We start from the raw sequence: 19,263 nt of genomic DNA on the forward strand, positions 1-19,263 counted from the left end.
CTCTTACTTCTTGCGCGGGAAGCGTTTGGCAAAGTCGTCGGCGATCTCGTTCATCGTCACGAACTTGACGCCGGGATGTTTGATCATGTGGGCGTAGAGGCGCTCCAACATCATCAGTACCTGCGGCCGGCCGGCGACATCAGGGTGGATGGTGATCGGGAAGACGGCGTAGTCCATCTCGCGATAGACCCAGTCGAACTGGTCGCGCCACATCTGCTCGATGTCGTGCGGGTTGACGAAGCCGTGGCTGTTGGGGGCTTTCTTGATGAACATCATCGGCGGCAGGTCGTCGAGATACCACGATGCCGGGATCTCGATCAGATCGGTCTCGTGACCGCGCTTCAGAGGCACCATCCAGTCCGACGGCTTCTTCGAATAGTCGATCTTAGTCCAGCTGTCGCCGACGCGGACATAGTACGGCGTGAAGTCGTTATGCATGAGCGAATGGTCGTACTTGATGCCACGCTCGAGCAGGAGTTCGTTGGTGACGTTGGAGAATTCCCACCAGGGCGCCACATAGCCGGTCGGCCGCTTGCCGGAGAGCTTGGCGACGAGCTCGATGCACTTGTCGAGCACCTCGGTCTCCTGCTCGCGCGTCATTGCGATCGGGTTTTCATGCGTGTAGCCATGGATGCCGATCTCGTGGCCGGCAGCGGCGACGGCCTGCATCTGCTCCGGGAACGTCTCGATGGAGTGGCCGGGGATGAACCAGGTGGTCTTGATGCCGAAGCGCTCGAACAGCTTCAACAGCCGTGGGCTGCCGACTTCGCCGGAAAACAGGCCCCGCGAGATGTCGTCCGGCGAATCTTCGCCGCCATACGAGCCGAGCCAGCCGGCAACGGCGTCCACGTCGATGCCGAAGCTGCAGAAGATTTCTTTTGCCATTGCGGGGTCTCCTTGTGATGTTCTCGTTGGTCCGGCTTTGATCGACCGGCTGTTCAGTGGGCGGGAATGACGGTGGCGTTTTCGGGCTTGAAGGCGAGCGCGACCGGCGCATCGACTGGAAACGCGCCGGGCGGATACTTGTCGACATGGGCTTCGAGCGCCAGCATACGTCCGTCCGGCAGGGCGACCGAAAGATGCGAGATATGCCCGACGACGTCGAAGCGGTGGATCCTGGCGTCGATGATATTGCCGCTGGAGGCCTCAGCGATCGCGTCACGGCCGCCCTTGTCGAGCGCATGCACCTCGACTGCTTCGGCAGGGATCACGACGCTCACCGCATCTCCGTCTGCGACCGCGCCATTGGCATCGCCGGCGAGAAGGCCGAGTGGCGTGTCGACCATGACATGTCCCTTTTCGTGGCCCTTGACCGCACCCTTGAAGATCGTGTTGCGGCCGATGAACTGCGCGACGAAAGGCGTATTCGGCCGCGTATAGAGCTGATGCGGCGGGCTGATCTGTTCGATCCGACCCTGGTTCATCACAACGATCCGATCGGAAAGCGCCAGCGCCTCGGACTGGGCGTGGGTCACGAAAACGAACGTCACGCCGAGCTCGCGTTGCAGCAGTTTCAATTCGCTCTGGATCGTCTTGCGCAGGTTGGCGTCCAGGGCGCCGAGCGGTTCGTCGAGCAGCAGAATATCAGGCTCGACCACGAGGCCGCGCGCAAGTGCGATGCGCTGTCGCTGGCCGCCGGAAAGCTTGTCGCAGCGCTTGTCGGCGACGTCCTCGAGACCGAGCTTTTCGAGAATGCGATCGACCTTTGCATTGCGCTGGGCCTTTTCCATGCGCTTCACGTCGAGGCCGTAACCGATATTGTTGCGCACCGTCATGTGCGGGAAGAGCGCATAATTCTGGAAGATCATCGAGGTCGGCCGCTGCGCCGGGCCGATATCGTTGATCCGCTCGCCTCTGACCATCAGATTGCCGGAGGAGATGCTTTCGAAGCCGGCGATCATCCGCAGCGTCGTCGTCTTGCCGCAGCCGGACGGGCCGAGGAACGCGATGAACTCGCCCTTGTCGACGGTGAGGTTGAAATCGATCACGGCCGGCGTTCCGTTATCGTAGACCTTGCCGATCTGGTAGAGCTCGAGGTCATGTATCATGTCGGTCATTCCGGGTTGCTGGTTAAAGGACAGGCGACCGGAGCCGCCTGCCAGGTGGCGCCCTCACCGCATCTCACGTGGGATGCCCGGGCGCTGGGGGTAACGCATCAGGCGCTGAGGAATTCGTCCCACTTCTGGATGAGGTGGTCGTATTCGTCCGGCCACTGGTGCCAGTAGGCGACGTTTGCGGCGCGGGTCTCGAGCGAACCGCCGTCGCGCAGATCGCCCTCCTTGATGCCGCGCTCAGCCGCACCGACCCACGGCTTGCCTTCGTACCAGAAGGCATATTTCTCCGGCGCCATCTTCTCCTTGATGTTGGTGGTCGGCGAATAATAGCCCTGCTCGGACACCGTGATGCCTGGTTCGCCCGACAGCCAGTAATCTGCATAGGCGACGACGGCTTCCTTGTTCGGCGTGCCCTTCAGCATGGTGTTGCCGATCGACCAGGCGCGATAGCCTTCCTTCGGGATGGCGTATTTGCAGGGCTTTCCCTGTGCCTTGACGGCCATGACCGCCGGCTGCCAGGCGTCGCAGACGACGATTTCGCCGGATGCCAGGAAGTTGACGAGTTCGCCGAAATCGCCCCAGAGAGCGCGGAACTGGCCTTCCTTCTTCTTCGAGATCAGGAACTTCGCGGCTTCGTCGATTTGCGCGGCGGTCGGATTGCCGGGGTTCTTGACGTTGGAGAGGCCAAGCGTGTTCATCGCCATGACCGCCTGGCCGAAGGCTGTCAGCGGGTCGGTGTTGAGGCCGGACTTGCCCTTGTACTTGCTGTCGAAGATCGCCGTCCAGCTGTTGGCTTCCTCGTCGGAGAGCACCTCCGGATTATAACCGACCGAATCGAAGTTGAAGACCGAAGGTACCATCCAGAGCGCCGTCTGCGTCTCGTCCGTCCAGATCTGACCGACGATCTGCGCCTTGGGGTCGAACTTCGGATCAGGCTTGGTGAAGATCTCGCGGATGTTCGACCAGCTCTTCAGGCCCGCGGTCTCGATCGGGTCGGCATTGTCGGTCATGACGACGGAGGGAAGGCGCTCGCCGATCGTTTCCCAGACGTCATAGTCCTTCGAACCGGAGAGGATCCGTGTCTGCGCGTCCGGGAAGGTTGCCGCGGTGCCGGAGGTCGTGCCGACGCCGCTTGCCGCCTTGAAGTCGGCCAGGATGCGTTCCTGCACGGTCACCGAAAGGCCGATCGTGCGCAGCTGCTCGCCGGCGAGGCTGGCGGCCTGCGCATAGGCCGCCCGCGAAGAGAGGAAGTGCGTACCGCCGCCGATGGCAAGCGCCATCGCGCCTGCGGATCGCTTCAGCAGTGAACGTCGATTCATGTCCATCGAAATTGTCATTGTCGTTCTCCGGTTTTTTGTTCCCCGGGATGGCCTTCATGACCACCCATCGTTCTCGTCCAGCCTCGGCGTCAGGACGGGATCGGTCCTGACGCGCCCGCCGTCAGTATCGGCCCACGAGGAGCCCTCCATCCACGACCAGTGTCTGGCCGGTCATGTATCTTGCGCTGTTTGACGCCAGGAAGACGATCACGTCGGCAATGTCCTCCGGTTCGCCGAGCCGCCCCATCGGGATGAAGGCGCTTGCCGCTTCCGCGCCCTTCGGTCCGAGCGAGTTCTCTTCCGATAGAAGCTGTGCGGTGCGGATGTAGCCGGGCGCCATGCCGTTGACGCGGATGCCGTCGCGGGCGAGTTCGACAGCCAGACCGCGCACGAGGCCGACGACACCGGCCTTGGCTGCGGAATAATGCACGTGCTCGTCCCAGCCGTAGGCGACACCCATGATCGAGGAGAGCGCCACCACCGCGCCGGATTTGCGTGCCCTCATCCCCGGTACGGCGGCACGGACCACGCGGAAGATGCCCTTGAGATCGATGTCGAAGGTCAGCTCCCACCGGTCGTCGTCGAGCACATCGAGCGGTGCCTTGTGGGCGATGCCGGCATTGGCGATAATCACGTCGAGACGGCCGTAACGTTTCTCCACGTCGGCGACCAGGGCATCGACGGCCGACGTCGAGCGGACGTCGAGTTCGATGAATTCGGCCGAACCGCCCGCATCCTCGATCTCCGCCACGGCGGCGCGCCCCTCGACCTTCAGGACATCCGTGACGATCACGTGGTCGCCGAGCGCAGCGAATGCCTTGGCAGTCGCCTTGCCGATACCGATGCCGGCGCCGGTGATCAGTACGATGCGGGGTGTCGAAGAGATCGTGGTCATTCTGTTTTCCTGACTAGAGCATGACGTCGCCGGAGTTCGGGCCAAGCGTCTGGCCGACGAACAGGCTGGCGGCGGGCGATGCGAGAAACGAAACGGTGGCGGCAACCTCTTCCGGCTCGCCGAAACGGCCGAGCGGCAGCTCGGCGGCCTTGCGGACGCGCCATTCCTGCGAGAGTTCGCGCACCAGTGGCGTGTTGATCGGCCCGGGAGCGACGGCATTGACGCGCACGCCGCGGTTCGAGACCTCGCGGGCTAGCGATTTCGTCATGCCGATGATCGCCGCCTTGGCGCCGGCATAATGGACGAGTTCGATGCCGCCGATCTGGCCGAGCTGTGAGGCGACGTTGATGATGACGCCATCGCCGGCGGCGAGCATCGATGGCAAAGCCAGCTTGGTCATCAGAAAGGTGCCGCGCACATGGATCGCGAACATCCGGTCGAAGTCCGCGACCTCGAGGTTCTCGAACAGTGCCTGGTGGACGATGCCGGCACAGTTGACGAGCAACCGGGGATGGCCGAAGGCCGAAACTGCGACATCGTAGACGTTCGCCGTATCCGTCTCGGAAGAGACGTCGCCGGCAACCGCAACGGCCTTCCCGCCGGCAACCGCGATCTCGTCGGCTACCGCCTGTGCACGGTCGAGATGGAGATCATTGACGAGCACGGCATAGCCGTCCTGCGACAGCCGGGCTGCGATCGCGCGGCCGATGCCGGATCCTGCACCCGTGACGATGGCTGAAGGTATCGGCATCACGCCTCCTCCTGGATCGCGACTCGCTTGGCGCGGCGTATGGAAAGCATCATCAGGACGGCGTAGACGCCGAGCAGCGCGAAGGAGAAGATCGTCGTCAGCACCCCAAAGGCGAAGACGTTTGGATGCACCTCCACCGAGAAGGTGCCGTAAATGGCGAGCGGCAGCGTCAGGTCGCGGCCGGACGCAAACAGCGTGCGCGAGAATTCGTCATAGGACAGCGTGAAGGCAAAGAGCATGGCCGAGAGCACGCCCGGAAAGATCAGCGGGAACGTCACCTTGCGGAAGGTGCGCGCCGGCGACACGCCGAGCGACCACGACGCCTCCTCGACGCTCTGGTCGAAGCGGTTGAGGATCGCCAGCATGACGAGAAAGGCGAAGGGGTAAGTGTAGACCACGTGCAGCACGAAGGCCGTTCCCCACCAGTGCCGGTCGACGCCGAGCGCATTGGCGACGAGCGCCATGCCAAGGCCGACGAGAACGCCGGGGACCATCATGCCGAGAACGATCAGGTAGAAGACGACGCCCGAGCCAGGGAACCGGCGACGGAAGGCCTGCGCCGAGGTGACGCCGAGCACGGTGGAAACGATCATCGTCATCACCGAGAGCACCAGCGAGCGGACCAGGGCTTCGTTGATCGGCAGCGGCGCGATGCGCGACGGCGGCGTCAGGCCGAAGAGATGCTTGTACCAGTAGGTCGACCATTCGATGATCGGGAACTGCGGTCCGCCTTCCGGCCCTGTCTGGAAAGACAGAATGGCGAGCACCACCATCGGTGCGTAAAGGAAGATCAGGAAGAGCGCGGTGTAGACGCCGAGTGAAAGCTTGATGCCGCCTGCCTGCATGTCAGAGCTCCTTCCTGAGATCGACGACGCGCAGGAGTGCTGCGACCACAATGCCCATGAGCACGGTGAGCACGACGCCGACGACGGCGGCGAAGGCCCATTTCAGCGATCCGACCTGGGTGACGATGATATTGCCGAGGAGGTTCACCTTGCGGCCGGAAAGGGCCGCGGCCGTCGCGAACTCACCAAGCACCATGACGGAGACGAAGATCGCGCCGACCACCACGCCCGGCATGGTGAGCGGCAGGATGATGGTGCGGAAGATGCGCCAGAAGCCCGCACCGAGATCCTGCGCCGCTTCGATGACGCTCTGGTCGATGCGGCCCATCATGAAGGCGATCGGCCCGACCATGAAGACGCAATAGATCTGCGTCATGCCGATGATGACCGAGAGTTCGGAGAACAGCAGCACCTCGATCGGCTGGTTGATGATGCCGAGACCCTGCAGGATGAGATTGATCGCCCCCTCCTTGCCCAACATCGGCCGCCAGGCGAGCACGCGGATCAGGAAAGAGGTCCAGAAAGGGATGACGCAGAGGACGAGAAGCGCCGTCTGGATTGTCTTGTTCTTGACGAAGAGGCCGACATAGAGGGCCGCCGGATAGCCGACGACCAGCGTCGAGACAAGCACGATCAACCAGATCCTGACCGTCGTCCAAAGAGCGCTGAGATAGGTGTCCGTGGTGAAGAAGGTGATCCAGCTCTTGATGGTAAGATCAGGCGTGATCTTGAAGGTCGTCTGCGTCCAGAAGGACACGTAGATCATCATCAGGATGGGTGTTACCAGAAAAAGCAGCATCCAGATAACGCCCGGGGCCAACAGCCAGAGCGTCTTGCCGGATGCCTTCCTGACCGGTTCCACGGTGGTCTCGGTCTCGGCTGTTGTGGCACTTATCGACATCAGTCAGTCTCCCGTCCCGCGGCTGCGCGGTAAGAGTGTCAGGCGTAAACGAGGGCATCCCGGCGCTTCCAGACGAGTGCGTAGCGCGACTGGGGCGCACAGGCAGGCGGCATGCTCTGGCTCAGATGAGATTCCACTTCGAAGACGCGGCCGTCATCGAGCGAGAAGAAGGAGTTGATCGCGGCGCCCGAATATTCGTCGGCGACGAAGGTCGCCTCGAGCTTCACCTCGTCATCGGCAACAGGCGCTTCGGCCGGGCGGATCGCAACACGGTCGTAGCGGATCGCGTAGCCGGTGCGGTCGTCGCGGAACTGCATTTGGTCGCCGAGCGGGAAAGCACCATAGGGGCCGAGGAAGCTCTCCCCGGCGAGCCGGCCTTCGAAAAGATTGTAGCAGTTGAGAAAGCCCGCCACCGCCAGCGACTTCGGCCGGTTGTAGATCGTATCGGCGTCTGCCGCCTGCGCGATCCGGCCGCTGTCGAGCACCAGCACCATGTCGCCCATGGCAAGCGCCTCGCTCTCGCTGCCGGTCACGTGCAGGAAGGTGACGCCGCAGCGCTCGCGGATCAGCCTGAGCTCGCTGCGCATGCGGGCACGAAGATTGGCGTCGAGTGCGCCAAGCGGCTCGTCGAGCAGAACCAGCGACGGTTCGGTCACCAGCGTGCGGGCCAGCGCCACGCGCTGCCGCTGACCGCCGGAGATCTGCGCGACGCCGCGATCCTCGAGGCCAGATAGGCCGACAAGCGCAATCATGTCCTTGACCCTAGCCTGCACGATAGCAGGATCGGTCACCGGATTTTCGACGCGGTTTTCCAGCCCGAAGGCAATGTTCCTGGAGACTGAAAGATGCGGAAAGAGGGCAAAATTCTGGAAGACGAAGCCGATGTCGCGCCGGTGCGGCGGCACCGTCTCGATACGCTGGCCTTTGAAAACAACGGTGCCGAGATCCGGCTGCTCGAAACCGGCGATGACGCGCAGCAGCGTCGTCTTTCCCGATCCGCTCGGCCCCAGAAGCGAAACATAGCTGTCGTTCGGCAGCGACAGGTCGATGCCGTCGAGCGCGTTCAGCGTACCGTAGGCCTTGGTGACACCTGCGAGCTTGAGAACCGAAGACAAGAGCCTCTCCATCTTGCGTCAGCACGCTTGCCGCCGCATCCCTGCGACATGGCAGCCGGAACCGTTCGCGCGCAGTCAGGCACGCGGCGGAAATCGATCGGCAGTCTGACGTTTTTTGTCGTTCACCCCAGGAGTGCTTCTAGCGGCATTCCTATGCTGAATTGATGACATAAATGGTTTTTGTATTCAATAGGCTTTTTTGGAAACCGTCGAGATTTTGTGCATGGCAACGCGAAGTCATAAAATGATCGCATCGATAGATGGCAAAACTCGAAAAGGAGAGATGAAAGCTCCGGCTCACTATGCGCATTTTTTCGGCGAATACTCGGCAAAACTCGCATATTTCTGCATCAAATGCGCTTTCCATGCGCAGCTCTCCGCACCGCCAGACCCTTTCGACGGGGAAACGGCCCAGCGGGACAAAAAAGTGCAACCCGCTCCCCTTCTCGCAGAAAATGCAATTTCGGTATGCAAAAGACATTTATTTTGACATAGTCCGAAACTGCGAAATACACTAAAGAGAATTTCGATTTTGTTGCCATCCGTGGTTGGATGGAGGATGCCCCGCCCAATGATACGCAATCTCCCAGCACAGACGGCCCAGCGTCGGTACGAGATTGCCGAGCATATCCTGCGCGACAACATCGTCGGTGGGCAGCTGCCGCTGGGTCTGGTCCTGCTGGAGGGGCCGATCGCCGATATTCTCCAAACGTCGCGCGCGCCGGTGCAGCGCGCCCTGCTTCGTCTGGAGGCCGATGGCCTCGTCCACCGCTTCCAGGGACGTGGCTTTCTTGTCGGCCCTCAGGATGCAGGTCTGACGCCGAACCGCACAGATATCAAGTCCTTTGGCCTCGTCATCGCCCAGCATGCCGACGAGGCGTTGCAGAGCCGTTCGTCCTGGGCGCGCATCTACAACACGGTCGAGCGCGACGTGGCCGGCTGTGTCGTCTTTGGCCAGTACCGCATCATCGAGATCGAACTCGCCAATCATTTCAAGGTCAGCCGCACGGTGGTGCGCGACGTCCTCAGCCGGTTGCAGGAACGCGGCCTCGTCCGGAAGAACCAGAGTTCCCACTGGATCGCTGGCCCGTTGACGGCCCAGACGATCAAGGATCACTTCACGCTTCGACGCATGCTGGAGCCCGCGGCGCTCAAGGCCGGCGCTGCCGCCGTCGATCGCGAACGCCTGACCGAACTCTTCACACGCTTGGCCGGTCTTGAAGCTTCGCAGCCGGTCGACCACCTCGAAAAGCTCGAGGAACTCCAGGAGCAGATGATCGACATCTGCGTGCTGACGACGGCAAACGAGAAGACGCGGGAACTGATCCGCAACAACCTTTTGCCCGTCAACGCCGCCGAACGGCTGCTGCGTCATCTCGGCCTGCCCGATGATCCGACCGCGATTACCGAGATGCGGCTGATCGTCGAGCTTTTGATGCGCGGCGCCGTCGATGCGGCTGCCGCCATGCTGGAGACCCATCTCGATGCCTCGATGAAGCGCATGATCGCCCAGATGAAGATCGTCGCCATCATTCCCGGCCCGAGCGTGACCGCCGATTACCTGACGCACGTCGAGTGATCGACAGGCCATCCTCGTCACCTCACGACAGGCTCTGGCGGAGGCGGTCGAGCAGCGCTGCGCGATCGGCCCTCGCCTTCAGCGCCTCATCCATCGTCACCTCGACGAACCGCGCCGGTGTATGCGGCTGTAACTGGCCGATGAGGTCCATGTCCGCCGAGATTACCGTGCCGACCATGAAATAGCCGCCGCCGGAGACAGCGTCGCGATGAAGGATGATCGGCTCCGTTCCGCCCGGCACCTGAATCGAGCCGTAGGGGTAGCAGCTGTCGACGATGTTCGACGGATCGGAACCGGCGCCGAAGGGCTGCTTGCGGTCCAGGAAGTCGAGCTTGCGCCCGCCGCGGAAGCGGTAGCCCATGCGGTCGGCCTCAGGCGCCACCTTCCACTCGTCGGCGAAGAAGCTCGCCTTGGCGGCATCCGTCAGCCGGTCCCAGTAGAGCCCCGGCAGCACGCGCAGCTCTGCCGGCGTTCCGGGTCTGCGCCGCAGCTCTTCGGCGACGCTTTTTCCTTCCTCGGCAAGGCCGGCCTTTCCGACCGGCAGTGCGTCGCCGGCTGCCAGCGCCCTGCCCTTGTAGCCGCCGAGCGCGCCGATCGGATAGGTGGAGCGGCTGCCGAGCGCTTCCGGCACGTCGATGCCGCCCGCGACCGCGATCAGGATGCGCGCGCCGGATTTCAGGAAGTCGAAGCTCAACACCTGGCCGGCCTTGACCTTGAAAGCCGTCCAGCCGGGCTGCCCCACGCCGTCGACCTTGGCCGGCATGTCGGCACCGGTGACGGCCACCAGGGCATCCTCGGCGAATTCGAGCTTCGGTCCCATGAAGACCGCCTCGAGACCCGCCGCCCCTTCGTCGTTGCCGACGAGCAGATTGGCGGCACGCATGGCGTAGCGGTCCATGGCGCCGCCGATCGGGATGCCGAGGTGGAAATAGCCCGGACGGCCGAGATCCTGGACGCTGGTCGATAGTCCCGGGTGCAGCACCTTAATGGCCATGGAGAACGCCCTCCAGCGCGGCGTTGTAACCGTGGATATCCTTGCTGAATTCGCGAAGATCGAACCGGACCTCGCGGATCGGCGGGCTGAAGAGCTTCTTGTCGACCTCTTCGACTGCCGTGTCGTAACCGTCGCGATCGACCGGCTTGAACTTGACGATATCACCAGGACGGAAGAACACCATGAAATCGCGCAGGTAACTCGTTTGCTGCGTCGGGTCGAAGATCGGCATCGGCGTGACGCCGAACATCTGGTAGCCGCCGGCGCCGCGCACCGAATAGATGCAGCCGAAGCAGCCGCCATGGCCGACCGTCAGTTTGGGCGTGTCGGTGCGTGGCCTCAGATATTTCGGCACTTCGATCTGCCGCTGCCGCTCGACCATCTGGTACATGAACGGAAGCCCCGCCACGAAACCGACCATCGACACGAACCAGGGCGAACCCGCATGGGCGGCGACGAAATCCTCGACACCGCCGTAGCCGTTGATCCGGGCAGCATAATCGAGATCCGTTCCGCCGGGTTCCTGGTGCCGTTCGCGAAAGCGCATCAGCGTCTCGTATGTCCATGGATCATTATAGAAGACCGGAATCTCGATGATGCGGGTCTTCAGGACCGGCTCGGATTTTTCCGCCACGCCCTCGATCGCCTGCACCTCCCGCAGGATGTCGTCCGGCTTGATGAGATCGGGATTGAACTTTACCTGGAACGAGGCATTGGCCGGGCAGATCTCGGTGACGCCCCTGATCCGGCTTTCGCGGACCGCTGTCGCCATGGACAAGCTCTTGAAGAAGGCTTCCAGCGACATCTCGCTGCTGCATTCGACGAAGAGGTGTTCATCACCTCCGAAGGTATATCGCGCAGGCATCAGGCAACCTCCTGGGTCCGGCCGGCCAGAGCGGGAAAATCGTGCTCCAGCCATTGTTCGAGAAAGCGGGTATGGAAAGCGCCCTTGGCGACGCTTGCATCGCGGGCGAGCGCCAGATGCAGCGCCACCGTCGTCGGCACGCCTTCGATCGCGAGAGCCGTCAGCGACGCGGCAAGCTTTTCGAGGCAGGCCTTGCGTGTTTCGGCGTGCACGATCAGCTTGCCGAGCAGGGAATCATAAAAGGGCGGGATCGTGTAGCCCTCGTAGAGCATCGTGTCGAACCGGATGCCCTCGCCTTCCGGGACCGACAGCGACGCGATCGTACCTGGCGATGGCTGGAAGGCTTTGAACGGATCCTCGGCATTGATGCGACACTCGATCGCATGGCCGCTGGCCACGATGTCGCGCTGAGCGACCGAAAGAGCCGCACCGCCGGCGACCTTGAACATCTCCTGCACCAGGTCGAACCCGGTGATCATCTCGGTAACAGGATGCTCGACCTGGATGCGGGTGTTGACTTCGATGAAGTAGAAGTCGCCCGTTTCGTCGTCATAGAGATATTCGACCGTGCCGGCGCCGCGATAGCCGACCTCGCGCGCAAGCGCCACGGCGCTGACGCAGAGGCGTTCGCGCATGTCGGCAGGCAGCATGAAGGCGGGCGCCTCCTCCCACACCTTCTGGCGCCGCCGCTGCAAGGAGCATTCGCGTTCGAAGAAATGCACGAAATTCTGTCCGTCGCCGAAGATCTGCACCTCGACGTGCCGGGCGCGGGCGATGACCTTTTCCAGATAAAGTCCGCCGTCGCCGAATGCGGCCAGTGCCTCGGCCGAAGCCAGCGGAAACTGCTGTTCGAGCTCGGCGATGCTGTCGACGATCCGGATGCCGCGTCCGCCGCCGCCAGCCGCCGCCTTGATCATCACAGGAAAACCGATCTCGCCTGCGAGCAACCGCGCCTCTTCGAGCCCGGCCACACGCCCGTCGCTGCCGGGCACCGTCGGCACGCCCGCGCGTTTTGCCACCTGCCGCGCCGCCACCTTGTCGCCGAGCGTGCGGATCGCATCGCCGGAAGGACCGATGAAAATCATGCCGGCGTCGCGCACCGCATCGGCGAAATCGCCGTTTTCGGACAGAAAGCCGTAGCCCGGATGCACGGCATCGACACCGGCCGCCTTGGCGGCGGCGATCACCGCCTCGATGTCGAGATAGGATTTCTTCGGCGCCGGCGGGCCGATGTTCACCGCCTCGTCGGCGAGCCGCACCGCCAGCATGTCGGCATCTGCTGCGCTGTGCACCTGCACGGTCCGGATACCGAGCGCCTTCGCCGCCTTGATGACGCGAACGGCGATTTCCCCGCGATTGGCGACGAGCACCGAGCGGATCGTCATGCCTCGACCTCCGCGATGACCTGCCCTGCCATGACAGGCTCCTCATTGTCGACGAGGAAGGTGATCGCCTTGCCGGAAACACCAGCCGGAACTTCCTGGAATGTCTTCATCACCTCGATCACGCCGATCGTTTCGGCCTCGGTGACATCGTCGCCGTCTGCCTTGAAGGGCGGCGCATCCGGCGCCGAAGCCCGGTAGAAGGTGCCCGGCAGGGGCGAACGGATTTCAATCTTGCTCATGGTCGGTCTCCGCAAAGTCTAATGTCCAAGGATCTGCGACACGGGCACGATCCGGATTCCGGCACCGATCAGAAGCTCGCGCATGCTGAGAACGATGTCGAGCGCGCCGAGCGTATCGGAATGAAAGCAGATGGATTCAAATTCGATGTCGATATCGTTGCCCGTGACCGTGCGGACCTTGCCCTCCTGGCAGGCGCGCAGCACTTTCTGCGCCAGCACCATCGGGTCTGGGCGGCCGGCATCGCGGGTAAAGACGATCGAACCGCTGTCGTCGTAGTCGCGGTCAGCGTAGAACTCGCGCACGACAGGCTGTCCGGCATCGAGTGCCGCCTTGTGCGTCGCCGAGCCGCCCATGCAGAAGACAAAGGCGTTGGGCGAGACGATGCGCATATACTGGACAAAGAGCTGAGCGAAGTCCGGATTGACCGCCATCTCCATGTAGAGCGCGCCATGCGGCTTCACATGCTGCACCGGCACGCTGTAGCGGCGGGCGAACTCGCGCAGCGCGCCCACCTGATAGATGATGTCGTTGACCAGCTCCTTGCTGCTGCCGACAATCTTGCGACGGCCGAAGCCCTGAAGGTCATTGTAGCCAGGATGCGCGCCGATCCCGACCCCATGAGCCGCGGCTAGCGCCACGGTCTCGTCGATCAGGTTCGGGTCGCCGGCATGGAAGCCGGTGGCGATATTGGCCGAGCTGATGTGCGAGATCAGCAGCGAATCCTGCGTATCGCCGATCCGCCAGCGACCGAAGGCCTCTCCCATATCGCAGTTGATGTCGACGATATCTTTCAAACTGTCTTCCCGCCGTTGTCATCCGACGAAAACGCTACGCGACGAAACAGGATTTGAAAAATTCATTTTTTGCGGCATCATTATCGAGAAAAGAGATACCTGCGCTTAAATCACGGGCGAAGCTTAATATGTTTCTTTCCAACGGCTTGGCTCGATTCCGCCTCAAATTCGTAGAGCACTCGCATAAGTTAAAAGCAGTCGATCGGATTTATTCAAGCCGAATTCAGATAATTCGATGGGAAAAACAGATCATGAGCCTCAGTTTCCGGCAGCTCCGCTATTTCGTCGCAACCGCCGAGCAAGGACAGATCTCCTATGCAGCGGCACAGCTCTCGATCTCGCAGTCGGCAGTGACGACCGCCATCAAGGAACTGGAAAAATCGATCGGCGTTGCTCTTTTCACGCGCATGCCGCAGGGCATGGAACTGACCGCCGCCGGCCGGCAGTTTCTTTCCTACGCCTACGAGATCCTCGCCAAGGTCGATGAGGCAACGCATCTGAACTATGTCAGCAGCGACATCGAGGGCGATCTGACTGTTGCGGCGACCTACACCGTCATCGGCTACTTCCTGCCGCTCCACATAGAGCGCATGCGGCGACTCTATCCTAAGCTGCGCATCCAGCTTTACGAGGTAAACCGCGAGTCGATCGAGGAAGGCCTGCTGGTCAACCGGTACGACATTTCGGTACTTCTCACCTCGAATATCCTGAATACCGCGCTCACCACCGAGACGCTTTTGCGTTCCATCCGCAGGCTCTGGGTGGCGGCGCAGCATCCGCTACTGAAGCATGTGGGCGTCGGCCTGCAGGAAATCGCCGAGGAGCCCTACATCATGCTGACGGTGGACGAGGCGGCGTATTCGTCGCTGAAGTACTGGAGCACGACACCCTATCAACCCCGCGTGATGCTGCGCACCTCGTCGATCGAGGCAGTACGCTCCATGGTCGCTAACAACCTCGGCGTCGCGATCCTGTCGGATATGGTACACCGCCCCTGGTCGCTGGAAGGCCGGCGGATCGAGACAATCAACATCAAGGATCCGGTGCCACCGATGGATGTCGGCCTCGCTTGGCGCGCCAACACCGACTTCACTCCAGCCATGCATGCCTTTCGCCGATATTTTCAGCAGGCGTTCGGCCTGCCGGGCACCAATGCATGAATTCGTCTTCGAGCCTCGGCAGGTCAGGAATGGCTGCCGGTACGCGATGGTCCTCCGGACCACCAAAGCGTCCGAGATTTGTGGCAACGACGACTTGCAGGCTGACTGTCGGTAACCGAGACTGCTCGGTATCCCGTTTGGGTTCGTCGACCGCTTTCACTGACGGCTATAGGAGTCCGTGGTGATGTAGCTGCCAGCTGAGATCCCTCCGCACGACGTGATGCAGTGATTGACGAGCCACACTAGAAGGGGGCGGCAGAGTGGTATGCTCATGCGATTATCGCGCACCTAAGAAATGCGCTCGGAATACGAGTCAGGCTTTCCGCCGATCATCTGAAAAGTCCACCGGATCAAACGGCCTTGAGATACTCGACCCAGCGCGGATCCTGCATGGCCGCGCGAGCGCGCATGTGTTTCCAGGCGCCATATTTGTAGAAATCAAAATCGAGCGCAGAGACGACATTCTGGACCATGGCCCAAGTCGACCATTTCACATCGGCAAGCGCCCGGTGCACGGCAAGACGAGCCTTCATTCGCGGATCGAAACGGCCGAAATATTCCTCTATCACTTCCGCCTCCACGGCATCGGAGAAGAACATCTCGCCGCACCAGATGCCGATATCGTAGCAACGGTCGTTATTAGAGGCATATTCGTAGTCGATCAGCATCAGCGACTTGTCCTCGGCGACCATGAAATTGCCCGCCATGGGATCGTTGAAACAGGCAACGAGATCGATGCCGGAGGCCTCGAGAGCCGCGCGTGCCAGCCGATATTGCTTGTAAAGCCAGGCAAAATCGATCGGGAAGGCACCGTTCAGTTCGCGCACTTGCTCGATGTGTTCGTCGATCATGTCGAAGATCGTCTTGGTCAGCGGCAGTCTGCCTGAATCGTTGAAGGTGCGGTAGAGCCCGACGACGGCTTTGCGCACCGTCGGATCCTGGAAATCGCGGTTGGTGCAGGCGCGGTGGCCTTCGATGTAATCGGCAATCTCGACACCCCTGTCAGCGAGATACTCGTAGATCCTCGGGCCGATGCCGAGGTCCTGCGCCCGACGGCTGGCATCCAGCGCCGCGTTACGGTCGATGAACATCTCGGTGCCGCGGCCAGGAACCTTGACGAAGAAGCGGCCCTGTTCGCCTGCGACCCTGACCCGCCAGTTCGAATTGCTGATACCGCCGTGCACCGGACCGTAGTGGAGTTCGCGTCCCGACCACGGCTCAATCTCACGCAGCAGGGATTCGATCTCCGCTTCCGCCTCGTTTGCCGCTTCTCCCAATCGTTTTTCCATGGCTTGATCTCTTAGAGTGTGCGGAGCATGAATTCGAAACGCGGATTGTGAAGCGCCATCCGGCAGCGCAACAGGCGCCATTGCGCATATTTCAGAAATTCGATACCGCCGCGCGGCGAAACCCTGTCCATCAGCATGCCCCACATGCCCCAGAAGAGATCGTCGGCAATGGCATAAAGCCGGCAGCGGTTGAGCGATGTCTGGCGAAATTGTCCCTCGAAGATTTCGAGCGCCGGCTGCATTTCGCTGTCGAACTGGAAGGCCTCGTTGAGCAGGATGCCGATATCGTAGAACGGATCGACATTGCGGGCCTCGTCGAAATCGACCAGTTGCACTCTACCATCCGGCGCGATCATGATGTTGGAGGCAAGGCCGTCGGCATGGGCTGGTTTTTCATCGAAGCCGGTGGCGATGATCGCCGCTTCGATATCGCCGACGCATTCGCGCATCCACCATCCGTCTGCGGCGACCTCTACGACGGCTGCATCGACAAGCGCTTTCTCGACGACGCGGATACGGTCGAACACCGTCCACGTTTCGCCAAGCGGCGTGCCGCCGTGCAGGGTGCTCTTGGCGGCGATGACGCTTTCCAGAACATTGCGCTTGCGCAGGTCGTCCATTCTGGCGGTATGCCAGGCTTCCGGCAGGCGGTCGAAAACGACCGCCGACATTTCCGGGCTGTGCCACAGGGGCGCCGGCGTCAGGCCCAGGGTTGAAGCCTGACGCGCGGCGCTAACGGACCTGTCCAGATCGATGAAATCCGACTGGTCCGTATGGAGAATTTTCAGGAAATAGGTGGCGGGCGCATCTCCCCTGGCAACGAACCAGTTCTGGCTGTCCACGGCGCGGTGCGTCGGCGAGGCGACGCCCGCAATGCCCAGCGCATAACGCATATCGGCGTTTGCCCAGCCCGGAACGGCCCGGATGGCGGCTTCCGCCGCCTTCTCATCCACCGTGGATGCTTGCCCGAGTGCCTTCATGCTCCCACTCCTTCAGTCCGTGGTTTTCAGGATGTTGCCGTTGAGGCAGAATTTCCACAGCATGGCGCTGAGGATTTCCGTGCCCAGCAACCGGTCTTCCGGCGTGGTGAATTCCGTCGGATGGTGGATGACGCCGCCGACACTCGGCACGGCGATGACGACAGCCGGGGAAACGGCCGTCATGCTGACCGCGTCATGTCCGCCGATCGTGTCGAGCAACAAGGTTTCGAGGCCGAAGCCGGCAGCCGTATCCTGGGCCAGGGCGACCAGCCCTTCATCCATGTTCCCGGCGCGGCGGCGGTCGATCGAGCGGACATCGAAGCCGACATCCGCTTTTTTGGCGCAGATCTCGATCTTTTCCTTGAGCTGGGCTTCAACCCGGGCAAGCACATCGGGCTTGGCGGAGCGCAGTTCGATGAACATCACCGCCTCGCCGGGCACGACATTGGGGGAATTCGGATAGACCTCGAGACGGCCGCAGGACGTGTGCAGGTCGATCCCGGCCTGATCGGCAAAGCCCTTCAATTCGGCGATCAGGTAAGCCGCGGCGAGAAGCGCGTCATGGCGCTCGGCCATCGGCGTCGGCCCGGTGTGCGCCTGGCGGCCGATGAAGGCGAGCCGGTATTTGACGTTGCCCCAGAAACGGTTGAAGGCGGCAAAGCGCATGCCTTTCTTTTCCAGCTCAGCGGAACCCTCGATATGCAGCTCGATCAGCGCATCGGGAATAACGGGGCCGAACGTGCCCGCATAACCGATGTCATCAAGAGCCTGATTGACGGAAATGCCGTCGCCATCCTTGCGGGCGAGCGCGAAATCGAGTGTCAGTTCGCCGGCATTGACGCCGCTGCCGAGAAGGCTCGGCTGGAAGCGGGCGCCCTCCTCGTTGGTCCAGTTGACGATGCAGAAATTGACTTTCGGCGTGACCCCAGCCGCGGCAACCTGCTTGCGTATGGCGTCGATCGCCGCGCAGGCGGCAATCACGCCATAGGCGCCATCGAAACGGCCGCCGTTCGGCTGGCTGTCCAGGTGCGACCCGCTCATGACCAGAGGCGCATCCGGCCCTGCCCAGTCGAGAAAACCGTACATGTTGCCCATCGGGTCGATCTCCAGGCGCAGGCCCGAATTCTTCAGCCAGTTCGCCAGCCAATCGCGTGCCGCCTTGTCTTCCTGTGACAAGGTCAGCCGCGTCATCGCACCACCCGGCCCGCCGCCAAAGACGGAGACTTCCTCCATCATCCGGTGCAGGGCTTCGGCATCGACCTCAGGCAGGGATGCAGGTTCACTGCGGGTTTCAAGCATAAATCACCTTCACTTGCGCCTCCTCAAGCTTTTCAAGAAAATCTGCCCGCGGAGGCGCATCAGTGATGAGCAGATCAACGTCACGAAAATTATAGGTGCAGAAATTACCCTGGCGGCCGAACTTGCTGCTGTCGGCGAGCATCACGACCTGCTTGGCATGGCGGCGCAACGCCCGGCGCACCAGCGCCTCGTCCTCGCCGAGGTCCATGAAACCGAGGTTGATATCGACCGTCACCGCGCTGACGAAGGCGATATCGAAGAGATGTTCGCGGATCACGTTGAGCGTATCGGTGCCGAGAAACGCCCGGTAGCTCGGCCGTAGAACGCCGCCGACCGCGACCACGTTATTGGATTCCACCCCCGACAAGGTCTGGATGATATCCAGCGAGTTGGTGTAGATATTGATCAGCGGCCGATCGACAAGATAGCGCGACAGCGCCAGCATCGTCGTGCCGCTGTCGAGGAAGATCTTGGAATGGTCGCGCAGCTCCCTGGCGGCGAGGGTTGCGATTTTTGCCTTTTCACGGGCATTGACGCGCATACGTTGCGAGATCGGCTGGTCGGCATCCCGACGCGGCGTCACGCCGCCGCCATAGATGCAGCGCAGGTGCCCTTCCATCTCCAGCTGCTTCAGGTCGCGGCGCACGGTTTCCGGGCTGACGGAAAACTCCGCTGCCAGTTCCTTGACCGTGACCCGGCCATGCTTGGCCAGTTCTTCGAGAATGTGTTGCAGACGTGCCTGGGGATGGTCGGTCATGAGGGCTTTCCCGGTCACAAGCCCATGGGCAAGTCTGTCGA

20 protein-coding genes are annotated in these 19,263 nt (G+C 61.9%); 3 read left to right on the forward strand and 17 right to left on the reverse strand.

What is annotated here, in order from left to right:
- Positions 1-3: 3 nt before the first annotated feature.
- From RL_RS33635 to RL_RS33670, 8 genes are all read right to left on the reverse strand, one after another.
- The gene (locus RL_RS33635) at positions 4-885 is read right to left on the reverse strand and encodes a polysaccharide deacetylase family protein (RefSeq protein ID WP_011648932.1); all 882 of its coding nucleotides are present in this window, start codon (positions 883-885) and stop codon (positions 4-6) included.
- A gap of 53 nt (positions 886-938) precedes the next feature.
- Entirely contained in the window at positions 939-2,048 is a 1,110-nt protein-coding gene (locus RL_RS33640; RefSeq protein ID WP_026158321.1) for an ABC transporter ATP-binding protein, read from the reverse strand.
- A gap of 107 nt (positions 2,049-2,155) precedes the next feature.
- Positions 2,156-3,391 carry an ABC transporter substrate-binding protein gene (locus RL_RS33645; RefSeq protein WP_011648934.1) on the reverse strand — a complete coding sequence of 412 codons (1,236 nt, stop codon included), beginning with the start codon at positions 3,389-3,391 and terminating at the stop codon, positions 2,156-2,158.
- Between the two features lie 103 nt (positions 3,392-3,494).
- Positions 3,495-4,268 (reverse strand): SDR family NAD(P)-dependent oxidoreductase, encoded by a 774-nt coding sequence (locus tag RL_RS33650; protein ID WP_011648935.1) that lies wholly within the window; start codon positions 4,266-4,268, stop codon positions 3,495-3,497.
- 13 nt (positions 4,269-4,281) lie between these two features.
- A complete protein-coding gene (locus RL_RS33655) occupies positions 4,282-5,019 on the reverse strand; it encodes an SDR family NAD(P)-dependent oxidoreductase (RefSeq protein ID WP_028742524.1) in 738 nt (245 codons plus the stop codon).
- Positions 5,019-5,864 (reverse strand): ABC transporter permease, encoded by an 846-nt coding sequence (locus RL_RS33660; protein WP_011648937.1) that lies wholly within the window; start codon positions 5,862-5,864, stop codon positions 5,019-5,021. The genes RL_RS33655 and RL_RS33660 overlap by 1 nt, the downstream gene beginning before the upstream one ends.
- A gap of 1 nt (position 5,865) precedes the next feature.
- Positions 5,866-6,765: an ABC transporter permease gene (locus RL_RS33665; RefSeq protein WP_011648938.1), complete on the reverse strand. Its 900-nt coding sequence runs from the start codon at positions 6,763-6,765 to the stop codon at positions 5,866-5,868.
- A 38-nt stretch (positions 6,766-6,803) separates the two neighbouring features.
- The gene (locus RL_RS33670; protein WP_011648939.1) at positions 6,804-7,892 is read right to left on the reverse strand and encodes an ABC transporter ATP-binding protein; all 1,089 of its coding nucleotides are present in this window, start codon (positions 7,890-7,892) and stop codon (positions 6,804-6,806) included.
- A gap of 232 nt (positions 7,893-8,124) precedes the next feature.
- On the opposite strand from RL_RS33670, the gene RL_RS33675 reads away from it, so the two are divergent.
- Positions 8,125-8,370, forward strand: a complete 246-nt coding sequence (locus tag RL_RS33675) for a hypothetical protein (protein WP_129557823.1) — start codon at positions 8,125-8,127, stop codon at positions 8,368-8,370.
- A 69-nt stretch (positions 8,371-8,439) separates the two neighbouring features.
- Positions 8,440-9,459, forward strand: a complete 1,020-nt coding sequence (locus tag RL_RS33680; RefSeq protein ID WP_003550283.1) for a GntR family transcriptional regulator — start codon at positions 8,440-8,442, stop codon at positions 9,457-9,459.
- A gap of 22 nt (positions 9,460-9,481) precedes the next feature.
- Here RL_RS33680 and RL_RS33685 read toward each other — a convergent pair whose 3' ends face one another.
- The 5 genes from RL_RS33685 to RL_RS33705 are packed head-to-tail and all read right to left on the reverse strand — an operon-like array spanning position 9,482 to position 13,737.
- On the reverse strand, positions 9,482-10,453 hold the full coding sequence (locus RL_RS33685; RefSeq protein ID WP_011648941.1) for a biotin-dependent carboxyltransferase family protein: 972 nt from the start codon (positions 10,451-10,453) through the stop codon (positions 9,482-9,484).
- On the reverse strand, positions 10,443-11,318 hold the full coding sequence (locus RL_RS33690; RefSeq protein WP_011648942.1) for a 5-oxoprolinase subunit B family protein: 876 nt from the start codon (positions 11,316-11,318) through the stop codon (positions 10,443-10,445). The genes RL_RS33685 and RL_RS33690 overlap by 11 nt, the downstream gene beginning before the upstream one ends.
- Positions 11,318-12,703, reverse strand: coding sequence for an acetyl-CoA carboxylase biotin carboxylase subunit (locus RL_RS33695; protein WP_011648943.1), 1,386 nt, complete (start codon positions 12,701-12,703; stop codon positions 11,318-11,320). Before RL_RS33695 ends, RL_RS33690 begins: the two co-directional genes overlap by 1 nt.
- On the reverse strand, positions 12,700-12,942 hold the full coding sequence (locus RL_RS33700) for an acetyl-CoA carboxylase (RefSeq protein ID WP_017957430.1): 243 nt from the start codon (positions 12,940-12,942) through the stop codon (positions 12,700-12,702). The genes RL_RS33695 and RL_RS33700 overlap by 4 nt, the downstream gene beginning before the upstream one ends.
- Positions 12,943-12,960: 18 nt before the next feature.
- Positions 12,961-13,737, reverse strand: coding sequence for a 5-oxoprolinase subunit PxpA (locus RL_RS33705; protein ID WP_011648944.1), 777 nt, complete (start codon positions 13,735-13,737; stop codon positions 12,961-12,963).
- A 251-nt stretch (positions 13,738-13,988) separates the two neighbouring features.
- Between RL_RS33705 and RL_RS33710 the strand changes: the two genes are divergently transcribed.
- Entirely contained in the window at positions 13,989-14,897 is a 909-nt protein-coding gene (locus RL_RS33710; protein WP_011648945.1) for a LysR family transcriptional regulator, read from the forward strand.
- Positions 14,898-15,247: 350 nt separating this feature from the next.
- On the opposite strand, the gene RL_RS33715 is transcribed toward RL_RS33710, so the two are convergent.
- From RL_RS33715 to RL_RS33730, 4 genes are read right to left on the reverse strand one after another with little or no spacing between them, the layout of a single operon-like run.
- On the reverse strand, positions 15,248-16,186 hold the full coding sequence (locus tag RL_RS33715; protein WP_011648946.1) for a choline/ethanolamine kinase family protein: 939 nt from the start codon (positions 16,184-16,186) through the stop codon (positions 15,248-15,250).
- Between the two features lie 11 nt (positions 16,187-16,197).
- A complete protein-coding gene (locus tag RL_RS33720; protein ID WP_011648947.1) occupies positions 16,198-17,166 on the reverse strand; it encodes a phosphotransferase family protein in 969 nt (322 codons plus the stop codon).
- A 12-nt stretch (positions 17,167-17,178) separates the two neighbouring features.
- Positions 17,179-18,465, reverse strand: coding sequence for a Zn-dependent hydrolase (locus RL_RS33725; protein WP_011648948.1), 1,287 nt, complete (start codon positions 18,463-18,465; stop codon positions 17,179-17,181).
- Positions 18,458-19,222: a DeoR/GlpR family DNA-binding transcription regulator gene (locus RL_RS33730; RefSeq protein WP_011648949.1), complete on the reverse strand. Its 765-nt coding sequence runs from the start codon at positions 19,220-19,222 to the stop codon at positions 18,458-18,460. Before RL_RS33730 ends, RL_RS33725 begins: the two co-directional genes overlap by 8 nt.
- Between the last annotated feature and the right edge of the window lie 41 nt (positions 19,223-19,263).

This window comes from Rhizobium johnstonii 3841 (assembly GCF_000009265.1).
GTDB classification, from domain to species: domain Bacteria; phylum Pseudomonadota; class Alphaproteobacteria; order Rhizobiales; family Rhizobiaceae; genus Rhizobium; species Rhizobium acaciae.